The organism is Shimia sp. R10_1 (genome assembly GCF_017744095.1).
Classification (GTDB): Bacteria; Pseudomonadota; Alphaproteobacteria; order Rhodobacterales; family Rhodobacteraceae; genus Shimia.
Window position 1 is genome coordinate 569,835 of the sequence record NZ_JAGHQX010000001.1, and the last position, 12,505, is coordinate 582,339.

Sequence of the window (12,505 nt, forward strand, 5' to 3'; positions counted from 1 at the left end):
CCAAAAGGGGCGCGCAAACACGCGCCCACAGTGAAAGAATGCCCCCCATCACAACTTAGAATTTGACATTCCCACCAGCCCCAAGCCACCACTTTCGCAACAAGACGATAGGGGAGCGCATCATGAAACTGTCTGAGCGACTAACAGGCATCACCGGCGGTGGATCTGACGGATGGGATGTATTTTATAAAGCGCGTCGCATGGTAGCCGACGGCATCAATGTCACCGAACTCACCATTGGTGAGCACGACATTCGCACCGATCCGGTTATTCTGTCTGCGATGGATCAATCCGCGCGCGGTGGCCACACCGGCTATGCCATGGTGCCCGGCACACAAGAGCTGCGCGAAGCTGTGGCCGCGCGACTGACCGAACGCACCGGTGTGCCGACCACATATAAAAACATTCTGATCACCCCCGGCGGTCAGGCTGCACTCTTTGCGGCGCACACGGCCACCTGTTCTGCCGGGGATCGCGCGCTGTTCATTGACCCTTATTATGCCACCTACCCCGGCACATTGCGCGGTGTCGGCGCGGTGCCGGTCCCGATCCAAACCCATGCGGCCAATGCGTTCAAACCGCAGCCAGAAGAGATCGCAGCCGAAGCGGCCAAAGGCGCCGCTTCCCTGCTGATCAACACCCCAAACAACCCAACCGGCACAGTCTACGGCCGAGACACCCTCGAGGGGATCGCCCAGGTCTGTATCGCCCATGATCTCTGGCTGATTTCTGATGAGGTGTATGACACGCAGGTCTGGGACGGCACCCATATCAGCCCTCGCGCTCTGCCCGGCATGGCGGAACGCACGCTGGTGGTGGGCTCCATGTCCAAAAGTCACGCCATGACCGGCAGTCGCATCGGCTGGATTGCTGGCCCCGAGGAAGCGATTGAGCACCTCATCAATCTGGCCACCCACACCACCTATGGCGTGCCCGGCTTCATTCAGGATGCCGCCGTATTTGCGCTGGCACAGGGCACACCGCTAGAAGAAGAGGTTTCCGCCCCCTTTGAACGTCGCCGCGCTCTGGCAAAATCCATTCTCGCAGATCAAAGCACGGTCGGCCTGATCCCGGCACAGGGGGCGATGTACATCATGCTGGATGTGCGCAAAACCGGCCTATCTGGCGAAGACTTTGCCAACTCTCTGCTTGATGCGCACCACATTGCCACCATGCCCGGTGAAAGCTTTGGCCAATCGGCCCATGGCCACATCCGCGTGGCCATGACAGTGGCAGATGACCGATTTGAATCCGCGCTCAAAACCTTGGTGGCGCACGCAGAAAAACTTGCGGAACAGGTCCCAGCCTAACGCGAAAATCGTCGCCTCAAGTCTCAAAAACGACAAATGTCGCGAACAGACAGGACGACGGAGTCGCGCACTTACACACTGCCTTGCAATGGAGGAGCCATTGCAAGGCGTACGCAGCAAGATCAAACTGGTCAGTCGCACCATCGGGGCCAACCGTGGTCGCGCGGCACGCGGCCGCCCGTAAGACGTTGTGAAATAAAACTTTCCACACAACACTTACAGGACTGAAGCCCCATGAATGCACCTGCAACCCGCCGCTCCGGCGGCCGTGCCGCCCGTCGCGCTTCCCGCGCAGCGCCTCTGACACAGGACATCCGCCCCATCCGCCCCGGTATGGAGGGCGGACAATATAAACCTCTGTCAGACCGCGACATGCAACGCATCCACGAAACCGCGCTGGACGCGCTGGAACAGATCGGCCTAGCCGATGCTCCGCAAAGTGGCATCGACATCATGACCGCCGCGGGCGCGATCCTTGGGGAGGATGGTCGGCTGCGTTTCCCCCGCGCACTGGTCGAAGACATGCTGGCCAAAGCCTGCAAAGACATCGCTTTGCACGGCCGCGACCCGCAATATGATCTCCAGCTGGCAGGCAATCGCGTGCATTTTGGCACCGCCGGTGCTGCCGTGCACATGGTGGATGTCGACGGCAAAGAGTATCGCGACAGCACGCTCCAAGATCTGCACGACGCTGCCCGCATCGCCGATCAGCTGGAAAACATCCACTTCCTGCAACGCCCCATGGTGGCGCGCGATGTGACCGACAACCGCGAGCTTGATTACAACACCATCTACGCCTGCTGCGCGGGCACCAAGAAACACATCGGTGTCAACTTTACCGAGCCTGATTATGTCGCCGACGGGCTGGAGCTTCTGCACATGATTGCCGGTGGCGAAGACGCCTGGCGCGCGCGTCCCTTTGTCAGCAACACCAACTGCTTTGTGGTGCCGCCGATGAAGTTCGCCACTGAAAGCTGCGAGGTCATGGAAGCCTGCATTCGCGGCGGCATGCCTGTGCTGCTGCTCTCTGCTGGCATGGCAGGGGCCACCGCCCCCTCAACCGTTGCCGGTGCCATCGTTCAAGCCACCGCCGAATGTCTGGCGGGCATTGTCTATGTGAACGCCATCGCCCCCGGTCATCCCGCGATCTTTGGCACCTGGCCCTTTGGTCTCGATCTGCGCAGCGGCGCGATGACCGTCGGCTCCGGCGAACAGGCCCTGCTCTCAGCGGGCTGCGCCCAGATGCACAAATTCTACGGCCTGCCCGGCGGCGCGGCAGCAGGGGCGAGCGATGCCAAACTTCCCGACATGCAAGCCGGATGGGAACAGATGTGTTCCAACGTCATGGCAGGGCTTTCAGGTCTCAACATGGTCTATGAGGCGGCTGGCATGCATGCGTCCCTCTTGGGCTTCTGCCATGAAAGCCTGATCTTGGGCGATGATCTGATCGGTCAGGCCCTGCGCTGTGTGCGCGGCATTGAGGTAGATGAAGAAACCCTGGCACTGGAGCAGATCCGCGAAGTCTGCATTGGCGGACCGGGGCATTATCTGGGGACCGACGCCACCCTGTCACGCATGCAGAAAGACCACGTCTACCCCACCTTTGGCGACCGCACCTCGCCCAAGGAATGGGCCGAAGTGGGCAAGCCAGACCTGATTGAAACCGCCAAAAAGCGCAAAGAGGAGATCCTCGCCACAACAGCTTCTGCACGGTTTGACCTTAAGCTGGATCAGGCCATCCGCGCTCGCTTCAACATCCACCTCTCGCAATAACACCTTCCCCAATAACAAAAGGCGCCCGACAGATCGCGGCGCCTTTCCTCTTGCCCTAAATATCCTTGGGGGGATCACAGCTTGGCTGTGATTGGGGGCAAAGCCCCCTCTCCCTTGCGTAACAGCGTTCAGCCTTTGGCCAGCTGCGCCTCACGCGCATCGCGCAGGCGCGCGAAATCGTCCCCCGCGTGATATGACGAGCGCGTCAAAGGCGTGGCAGACACCATCAGGAAGCCTTTGCCATAGGCGGCTTTCTCATAGCTTTCAAACTCTTCCGGCGTCACAAAACGATCCACGCCATGGTGTTTCGGCGTTGGCTGCAGGTACTGGCCAATGGTCAGGAAATCCACATCTGCGGCGCGCATGTCATCCATCACCTGTTTGACCTCAGGCGCTTTCTCGCCCAGCCCGACCATGATGCCGGATTTGGTGAAGATCGACGGATCCAGCTCTTTCACCCGCTGCAGCAAACGCAGGGAGTGGAAATAGCGCGCGCCCGGACGGACTTCGAGATAGAGCCCCGGCACGGTTTCCAGATTGTGGTTGAACACGTCGGGTTTGGCTTCCACGACGGTTTCCAGCGCGCCCGGCTTGGCTTTCAGGAAGTCCGGCGTCAGAATTTCAATGGTGGTCTTGGGCGAGCGATGCCGCACCGCGCGGATGGTCTGGGCAAAATGCTCCGCCCCGCCGTCATCCAGATCGTCGCGATCCACCGACGTGATCACCACGTGGTTCAGCCCAAGCTTCTGCACCGCCATGGCAACCCGGCCCGGCTCAAACGCATCAAGCCCATCAGGCTTACCCGTCGCGATGTTGCAGAAGGTACAGCCACGGGTACAGATCTCACCCATGATCATCATGGTGGCGTGACCCTGGCTCCAGCATTCCCCTGCGTTCGGACAACCCGCCTCTTCACACACGGTGACAAGCTTGTTTTCCCGCATGATCTTCTTGGTCGCGTTATAGCCCTCGCCCGTCGGCGCTTTGACGCGAATCCATTTAGGCTTTTTGGGCTGAGCATTGTCCTTGCGGTGCGCCTTTTCAGGGTGGCGCTGCTCTGGCAGCTTCAGATCACGCAATTCTGGGTCCTCCCGACCATCTGGGTTTGCAGTTTGTACCATACGTCAATCTGTCGGCCACTACCAGAAGCGCATGCCTGCTATGCATCTGACGCGACACTAAGCAACCATAGCGTTAATATCACGTGGCAAACCATGTTTCGCAAATGCAGCATTGCACCCAAAATTAGAATCGTTATAGATCACATAAATCTGATTTTCTGTGAGGAACCGATCAATGCAAGTTGGCGCAAAAGTCCCTAACGTCGTCTTCAAAACCCGCGTACGCGATGAAGCTGTGGGCGGCACAAACCCGTTCCGCTGGCAGGACATGTCCAGCGATGACTATTTCAAAGGCAAGCGCGTGATCCTGTTCTCGCTGCCGGGTGCCTTCACACCAACATGCTCCACCTACCAACTGCCTGGTTTTGAAGAAAACTTCGGCAAGTTTCAGGAACTGGGTGTGGAAAACATCTACTGCATGTCCGTCAACGACAGCTTTGTGATGAACAAATGGGCCGAAGCACAAGACGTGAAAAACGTTGACGTGATTCCTGATGGCTCCGGAGAATTCACCCGCAAAGTTGGCATGCTCGTGCGCAAAGACAACCTTGGCTTTGGCCTGCGCTCTTGGCGTTACGCCGCCATCATCAACGACGGTGTTGTTGAAGCATGGTTCGAAGAGCCAGGTCTCGAAGACAACCACGGCGAAGACCCGTATGGCGAGAGCTCCCCAGAAAACCTGCTGAAGTATCTGGAAGCCGCAAATGTTGAAACCGCTGCCTGATCAGCGCCGTTTCTGAACATTCCGAAGGGTCGGTGCAGCGCTGCACCGGCCTTTTTCTTTGACAGAACCCAGTGAGCATCCGCCAAAGAGGCTAGCCGATATAATCGCCCGCGCCCCCGGCATTGGCCGCATAAAAATCCCGCAGGCGCATCAAAGCGATCCGCAACACAATCTTGCCAGACCGCGCAGACCAGCCAAGGCGCTTCTCAGCCGCTTCAAGCCCCTCCAAATAACAGCAACAGCGCAGCGCAATATCTCCGAGGCCCACGCCAAGATCTGTCAGCGCGTCTGCCACTCTCTGGCGTGCAAGTACGGCCCCCTGTGCCACATCGTCATTCGGTTGTTCACGTCCCCCATCGGCGCCCCGCAGAAACCGCTCCCAGTTCTTGCCGGATTGTGGCCCGATCTGCGCAAGCTCAAAGTCTTCCCGCAACCGCTCCCCTGCGGAAACCAGATCTTCACTCAGAAAGAAATTGCCTTCTTTGTCCTTGCGCCTCGCCAGCGCGGCCAAGGGGCTCTCGACCAGATTGAACCGCACCTGACGCGCCCGGCCGCCGCGGTGCCGTGACCGCCCGCCAAACGGTTGTGCACCTGGATCTAGCCCAGCCTGAACCTGTGCAATATACTGCGCAGAGTTTTCTGCTTCAGCCATCATTTCACGCAACGTCGCCCGGCCGGCTTGTGTGATCACATACCGAGAGATCCGCCCAACCTGCGTCGCAGAAATCCAGTTCTGCAAAGCCATTGCCTGAACAATCTGACGTGACACCACCGCTGCGCGTGTACCCTCTTTGCGCATGACAACGGCCGTTTCCATATCGCTTGCAACCGCCAAGACAGCCCCCGCTTCACACAGCCTTCGCAAGACCCGCGCCCCCTCGCGGCGCAATACATCCTCCCCCGGCACCTCCGTCTCTGCCCCCTCTCCGATTGGCAACGACGCCGCGCCCGTCAGTGTGTCCCCTCGCTGCAGCCGTGTCAGCGCCGCATCCACCAACGGATCTTCACGCATCGTTTCAAGCTTTCGGATCTGGCGCAGCACCGTGGAGGCATGACAGCCGTCACGCCGCGCCAATTCACGAATAGAAACCCCACACTCCGTATGCGCCACATAGCGCACCACATTGCTTGGCACCCAATCAGGAAATTCCGTGATTGCTTGATCTTTCGGCATAACTCACTCCTTACCAAGTCACTTAAGTCAATTTCACTGCCGTGTTTTTCCACAGACTTATGCGCCATTTTTGCACAGGCGATGTCCGCCGTGCAGGCGACACAAAATTGCCGTCGCTTGGTCAGAATGATTTCAAAATGATGAACAGGCCCATGCGGGTCCGTGCGCTGCGTAAGAGGTCACGCAACACCCGATAGAGTTGTGATCTGCTGTGCAAATCTATCGTGAGAGGTTGATTCTATGCAGGACACCCTAAGCCAACTGGCAACGCTACGACGCCCCCGCCTGCTCATCAGAGCAGCACGTGCAGGAACTCAGGACTATACGCGAAATCAGCATCTTAAGCGCGTTCTAGGCGTCACTCAGACACCGCGCAATCTAGAGGCGCTGACCCGATTAATGACGTTGGAGGCTGAACTGAACGAAGAGAGACGCAAAAACGCTGCGTCTTACTCGATCGTGCGTCATGTCGACCTGATGATCGCCATGATGGGGGAGGCCCAGCTGTTGCAGGCCTCCCGCCAAAATTAACTGTGTTTAGACAAAAGCGTCCGGCATGGAGGCTTTCTTCTCGGCCACATAGGCGCGCAACTTGGCTTCGATCTCCGGATCAAGCGCCGGTTGCTGATACGCCCCCAGCAGCTCTTCCACCCGCGCCGCAGCCAGCGCTTGGGTGTCGCGCGCGCCTTCGTCGGCCCAGGTTTCAAACGGCTTATAATCAAGCAGCTCAGAGCGCCAGAAAGCGGATTTGAAGTTTGCCTGTGTGTGAGCACAGCCGAGATAGTGACCACCTGGCCCCACTTCGCGCACCGCATCCATCGCCTGCGCATTCTCATCATAGGCCACGCCTTCAGCCATCTTGTGCAGAACACCCAGCTGATCGGCATCCATCACGAACTTCTCAAAGCTCGACACAAGGCCACCTTCCAGCCAGCCACAGCTGTGCAGCATGAAGTTCACACCACCGGTCAGCGCCGCGTTGTGGGTGTGTGCGGTCTCATAGGCTGCCTGCGCATCCGGGAGTTTGGAGCCACAGAGGCCACCACCAGAACGGAACGGCAGCCCCAGACGACGTGCCAGCTGGCCCGCGCCGGACAGGATCTGGCTCGCTTCAGGCGTGCCAAAGGTCGGCGCACCGGAGTTCATGTCGATGGAGGTCACAAACGCCCCAAAGATCACCGGTGCCCCTTTGCGGATCAACTGGCTGAAGGCGATACCGGCGGTCACTTCCGCCAACACCTGCGTCAACGTGCCAACCACGCTCACTGGTGCCATCGCACCGCCCACGATGAACGGCGAGATGATGCAGGCCTGGTTGTTCTTTGCGTAAACTTCCAGCGCGCCCATCATGATGTCGTCAAACGTCATCGGGGAGTTGATGTTGATGAGCGAGGTCATCACGGTGTTTTCCTGCACGAACTCTTTACCAAAGAGGATTTCGCACATTTCCACGCTGTCCTGCGCCCGGCTTGGCTCTGTCACAGAGCCCATGAACGGCTTGTCGCTCAAGGTCATATGCGCCAGCAGCATGTCGAGGTGACGCTTGTTCACCGCCACATCGGTTGGCTCACATACGGTACCACCAGAGTGGTGCAGCCACTTGGACATATAGCCCAGCTTCACGAATTTCTCGAAATCCGCCATGGTCGCATAACGACGGCCACCTTCTGCGTCCCGCACAAAGGGAGGGCCATAAACCGGGGCGCACACCAGCGTATTACCACCGATTTCAACCGATTTCTCTGGATTGCGCGCGTGTTGGGTGATGCGCGACGGTGCTGTCTTGCACAGCTCACGCGCCATGCCACGTGGAATGCGCACGCGCTCCGCTTCATAGTCTACGTTCGCGCCTGCTTCTTTCCAGATGTCCAGCGCCGCTTTGTTGTTCACAAAGTTGACGCCCACCTCTTCCAGAAGGATGTCGGCATTGGTTTCAATGATCTCAAGCGCTTCTTCATTCAGCACTTCAAACAAGGGAATGTTGCGCTCAATGAACTTTGCGGTCTCGATTTTTACGCCAGTACGCTCCGCGCGCCGTGCGGCTCCGCCGCCCCCGCGCCCACGCCGCCGTGTCGCTGCTTCTGCCATGTCTCATCCTCGCAGGCTTTTGGTCTGTCCCCATTTTTGTAGCCCGTGCCTGCACACACAAGCGGCTGATTAACGGCCTTTGACAAAAGAATGCGACATGCGAGACGGTTTTAAACGACCTCTTGGCGCGCGACGGAGGCGTCAATCCCGCTGGTATCAAGCCCCATCAGCAGCTTCCCAACTCGCCTTTGAAATGCGGGGATCCAGCATCAAGGGGCGCAACAGTTTGCCCACTTCCGCCGTGCTACGCTCCTCAATGGTCAGCAAAATCTCCAACACAGCCGTGTCACCACCGCTGTCATTGCGCGCCATTTCCGTAACGATCACCCCAGCCTGTGTCAGCGCCTTTAACGCAAGCGCCCGCACGTCCTGATCATTTTGCGCAGGATACTGAATTTGCACCTCAAATTCCTGATTGAGCGGCACCCCGGCCCGGGTTTTGCGCTTCAGCCACTTCACCAAGGGTCGCAGCCCCAGATTGACAAACACCACCAATGCGGTGGCCAGCGCCGCAAAAGCAGGTGCCCCAGCCCCAGCCATCAATCCTACCGCTGCCGAACACCAAAGCGTCGCCGCCGTGTTCAGACCATGCACCGTAAACCCCTGACGAAAAATGATCCCTGCCCCTAGAAAACCAATGCCAGACACCACTTGCGCCGCCACCCGGGTGGGGCTCACCTCGTCCGGAAACAACGAAGCAAACACCACATAGCTCGCCGCCCCCAGCGCCACCAACGCATTGGTGCGCAACCCAGCCATACGCTGGCGCACCTGGCGCTCTGATCCGATCAGCGCCCCGCAGAAAACCGCCAGCGCCAGATTGAGTGCCGCATCTTGCAATGGCCCATTCAACAGCTCGATCATGTATATACCTTCAATATACTTTTTCCTGTCTTGAACCATGTCAGACACCAGAGACGCAAGCGAAAATCCGACCAAACGGTCCAAATCAGAGAGCGAAAACCCTGCGCGAAGGCGCCGCAGGGGCACGCGTCCGCGCTACAGGGACTTGCGCGAAAGCCTTGCATGGCCTATGCGGCGCACATGTCCGATATTTCTCATGACCGCCTCCTCATCATCGACTTCGGCAGCCAGGTAACACAGCTGATTGCCCGCCGCCTGCGCGAGCTGAATGTCTATTGCGAAATCCACCCTTATCAGAATGTGACAATGGATTTTGTGCGCAGCTTTGCGCCAAAGGCCGTGATCTTCTCCGGTGGCCCCGACAGCGTGACCCGCGAAGGCTCCCCCCGCGCGCCGCAAGAGATTTTTGACTACGGCGTGCCGATCCTTGGCATCTGCTACGGTCAGCAGACCATGATGACCCAGCTGGGCGGCAAAGTGGAAAGCGGCCATGGCACCGCCGAATTTGGCCGCGCCTATGTGACTCCGCAAAACAGCCTCGACATTCTGGATGGCTGGTTTGCCGAGGGCGACGAGCAGGTCTGGATGAGCCACGGCGATCACGTCAGCGAAATTGCACCGGGCTTTGAGGTCTATGGCACCTCGCCCAATGCACCTTTTGCCATCACCGCAGACACCTCGCGTCACTTCTACGCCGTGCAATTCCACCCCGAGGTGCACCACACGCCAAATGGCGCGAAACTCTATGAGAACTTTGTCAAAATCGCGGGCTTCTCCGGCGACTGGACCATGGGCGCCTACCGCGAGCAGATGGTTGAGGCGATCCGCGCACAGGTTGGCGACAAGAAAGTCATCTGCGGTCTCTCCGGCGGCGTCGACAGCTCTGTCGCGGCCGTGCTCATTCACGAAGCCATCGGCGATCAGCTCACCTGTGTGTTTGTCGACCACGGCCTGCTGCGCAAAGGCGAGGCCGAGGAAGTTGTCACCATGTTCCGCGACAACTACAACATGCAGCTTATCCACGCCGACGAGCAGGAGCTCTTCCTTGGCGAGCTCGACGGCCAGTCCGATCCGGAAACCAAGCGCAAAATCATCGGCAAACTCTTCATCGATGTGTTCCAGAAACACGCCGACACCATCGAAGGTGCCGAGTTCCTCGCTCAGGGCACGCTTTACCCTGACGTGATCGAAAGCGTCAGCTTCTCCGGTGGTCCTTCCGTGACCATCAAGAGCCACCACAACGTGGGCGGCCTGCCAGAGAAAATGGGCCTCAAACTGGTTGAGCCACTGCGCGAGCTCTTTAAGGATGAAGTCCGCGCTCTGGGTCGTGAACTGGGCCTGCCGCAAAGCTTCATTGGCCGCCATCCCTTCCCGGGACCGGGCCTTGCCATCCGCTGCCCCGGCGAGATCACCCGCGAAAAACTCGACATCCTGCGCGAAGCCGATGCGATCTACATCGACCAGATCCGCAAGCACGGTCTCTATGATGAGATCTGGCAGGCCTTCGTGGCCATTCTGCCTGTGCGCACCGTTGGCGTGATGGGCGACGGCCGCACCTATGACTACGCCTGCGCCCTGCGCGCGGTGACCTCTGTGGACGGCATGACAGCGGATTACTATCCGTTCAGCCACGAGTTCCTCGGCGAAACCGCCACACGGATCATCAACGAAGTCAAAGGCATCAACCGCTGCACCTACGACATCACATCGAAACCTCCTGGCACGATTGAGTGGGAGTGAGGCACGCCGCCTTATATCTTCAACAGCCTACGCCGCTCCCAACCGGGGCGGCGTTTTCTTTTGCCCACACCAAGTTTCCCCTTCCATGTGCGCCCAAGCTGCGCAACAACTTCGCAGGGAGGAACCGTTATGAAGTTAACAACTGCGATCATCGCGAGCACCCTGCTCTGCCCGCTTTCAGCATTGGCGCAAAACGCGCCACTGGCCTGTGAAGGCATCAACGGCAACATTTTCCTCGGCATCGCGGGCCCGTCTGCGCAAATCTGGGGACGGGATGACACCCGCATCCAAGGCGTCGCCGTTCAGATGGATCAGGAGCACGAGGGTTTCCCCGCCGCTTGGGCGCTCAGCATCACGGGCACGCAGGCCACATTGGTTGTTCAAGAGGCGTCCTGCAGCTCATCTGGTGGTGACTTCCCACTGTCCTTTGTCATGCTCACCAACGAACAGCTCACCCACGGCTGCTGCACCATCGCTGAATGAGATTCCTATGACCACGCCCCAGATCCGCCTCACCGGCCATATAGACATCCCCACAGACCGCCAGAGCGCAGTCGCCGCTGCTTTGCCCGCACACATCGCCCTGACCCGCGCAGAGCCCGGCTGCCTTTCCTTCGACGTCACCCCAGACCCAAACAAAGAAGGCCGCTATCAGGTCGCCGAGCTGTTCACAGATCGGGCCGCCTTTGACGCCCATCAAGCCCGTGCCGCTGCCTCTGACTGGGCGAAAGTCACCGCTGGCATACCGCGCCACTATCAAATCACCGAGGTCCCCGCGTGAGTGATACCCTCAAAGCCGCGCTTTGGATGAGTGGCGCAATCTTCTCTTTCACCTCCATGGCCATCGCAGGCCGCGCCGTGTCTCTGGAGCTCGATACCTTCGAGATCATGATGTACCGCAGCTTCATCGGCATCATCATCGTCGTCAGCGTTGCAACCATCGCGGGCACTATGCAGGAAATCACCAGTCGCAATCTAGGATTGCATTTCATTCGAAACGCCAGCCATTTTGCGGGCCAAAATCTTTGGTTTTACGCGATCACCGCAATCCCGCTCGCACAGGTCTTTGCGCTCGAATTCACCTCCCCGATATGGGCCATCTTACTGTCCCCGCTCATCTTAGGCGAACGCTTGCGCCCGATCGGCCTTCTTGCCGCGCTGATCGGCTTTGTCGGCATCCTCATTGTCGCCCGCCCCTCGCCTGAAACCGCTGACATTGGCCAGCTTGCCGCAGCCACTGCGGCCATCGGTTTTGCCCTCTCAGCGCTCTTCACACGCAAGCTCACGCGCAGCGAAACCATCACCTGTATTCTGTTTTACCTGACCATCATGCAGGCGGCACTTGGCCTGCTTTTTGCTGGTTTTGACGGGGACATCGCGCTGCCGTCGCTCACCAGTTTACCTTGGGTCATATTGATCAGCTGCGCCGGGTTGGTCGCCCACTACTGCCTCACCACAGCCCTTCGACTCGCTCCCGCTGCGGTGGTGATGCCCATCGATTTTATCCGATTACCGTTGATCGCTGTTGTAGGAATGACACTCTACAGCGAAAAACTCGATATTTGGGTGATGTTGGGTGCACTGCTGATTTTTGCAGGGAATTACTTGAACATACTCATCGAAGTGCGTCGCAAATCTGCGACAGGTTGACGCGAAGTCACGGGTATTTTACCCGATCGGCTAAGTTGACTTGGATAAAGATGCGCGAATA

General features: G+C 58.6%; 12 protein-coding genes. 8 read left to right on the forward strand and 4 right to left on the reverse strand.

What is annotated here, in order from left to right; all coding sequences use genetic code 11:
- The first annotated feature begins 122 nt into the window (after nt 1-122).
- Nucleotides 123-1,310, forward strand: a complete 1,188-nt coding sequence (locus tag J7413_RS02570; RefSeq protein WP_209096080.1) for a pyridoxal phosphate-dependent aminotransferase — start codon at nt 123-125, stop codon at nt 1,308-1,310.
- 234 nt (nt 1,311-1,544) lie between these two features.
- Nucleotides 1,545-3,083, forward strand: coding sequence for a trimethylamine methyltransferase family protein (locus tag J7413_RS02575; protein ID WP_209096083.1), 1,539 nt, complete (start codon nt 1,545-1,547; stop codon nt 3,081-3,083).
- A gap of 128 nt (nt 3,084-3,211) precedes the next feature.
- On the opposite strand, the gene lipA is transcribed toward J7413_RS02575, so the two are convergent.
- Entirely contained in the window at nt 3,212-4,162 is a 951-nt protein-coding gene (lipA, locus tag J7413_RS02580) for a lipoyl synthase (RefSeq protein WP_209096729.1), read from the reverse strand.
- Between the two features lie 217 nt (nt 4,163-4,379).
- On the opposite strand from lipA, the gene J7413_RS02585 reads away from it, so the two are divergent.
- Nucleotides 4,380-4,928: a peroxiredoxin gene (locus J7413_RS02585; protein ID WP_209096085.1), complete on the forward strand. Its 549-nt coding sequence runs from the start codon at nt 4,380-4,382 to the stop codon at nt 4,926-4,928.
- Nucleotides 4,929-5,019: 91 nt separating this feature from the next.
- Here J7413_RS02585 and J7413_RS02590 read toward each other — a convergent pair whose 3' ends face one another.
- Nucleotides 5,020-6,102 carry a DUF6456 domain-containing protein gene (locus tag J7413_RS02590; RefSeq protein WP_209096087.1) on the reverse strand — a complete coding sequence of 361 codons (1,083 nt, stop codon included), beginning with the start codon at nt 6,100-6,102 and terminating at the stop codon, nt 5,020-5,022.
- Between the two features lie 240 nt (nt 6,103-6,342).
- Here J7413_RS02590 and J7413_RS02595 point away from each other — a divergent pair, with 240 nt between their 5' ends.
- Entirely contained in the window at nt 6,343-6,633 is a 291-nt protein-coding gene (locus J7413_RS02595) for a DUF6477 family protein (protein WP_209096089.1), read from the forward strand.
- A 6-nt stretch (nt 6,634-6,639) separates the two neighbouring features.
- Here J7413_RS02595 and J7413_RS02600 read toward each other — a convergent pair whose 3' ends face one another.
- Together J7413_RS02600 and J7413_RS02605 are read right to left on the reverse strand one after the other, a co-directional pair.
- Nucleotides 6,640-8,190 carry a trimethylamine methyltransferase family protein gene (locus tag J7413_RS02600; protein WP_209096091.1) on the reverse strand — a complete coding sequence of 517 codons (1,551 nt, stop codon included), beginning with the start codon at nt 8,188-8,190 and terminating at the stop codon, nt 6,640-6,642.
- A gap of 156 nt (nt 8,191-8,346) precedes the next feature.
- Nucleotides 8,347-9,054 carry an MgtC/SapB family protein gene (locus J7413_RS02605; protein ID WP_209096093.1) on the reverse strand — a complete coding sequence of 236 codons (708 nt, stop codon included), beginning with the start codon at nt 9,052-9,054 and terminating at the stop codon, nt 8,347-8,349.
- A gap of 180 nt (nt 9,055-9,234) precedes the next feature.
- On the opposite strand from J7413_RS02605, the gene guaA reads away from it, so the two are divergent.
- From guaA to J7413_RS02625, 4 genes are all read left to right on the forward strand, one after another.
- A complete protein-coding gene (gene guaA / locus J7413_RS02610; RefSeq protein ID WP_209096095.1) occupies nt 9,235-10,794 on the forward strand; it encodes a glutamine-hydrolyzing GMP synthase in 1,560 nt (519 codons plus the stop codon).
- Nucleotides 10,795-10,923: 129 nt separating this feature from the next.
- Nucleotides 10,924-11,277: a hypothetical protein gene (locus tag J7413_RS02615; protein WP_209096097.1), complete on the forward strand. Its 354-nt coding sequence runs from the start codon at nt 10,924-10,926 to the stop codon at nt 11,275-11,277.
- A gap of 7 nt (nt 11,278-11,284) precedes the next feature.
- Nucleotides 11,285-11,575: a putative quinol monooxygenase gene (locus J7413_RS02620; protein WP_209096099.1), complete on the forward strand. Its 291-nt coding sequence runs from the start codon at nt 11,285-11,287 to the stop codon at nt 11,573-11,575.
- Complete coding sequence (locus J7413_RS02625; protein ID WP_209096101.1) at nt 11,572-12,444, forward strand: DMT family transporter; 873 nt, start codon at nt 11,572-11,574, stop codon at nt 12,442-12,444. Before J7413_RS02620 ends, J7413_RS02625 begins: the two co-directional genes overlap by 4 nt.
- Nucleotides 12,445-12,505 lie beyond the last annotated feature (61 nt).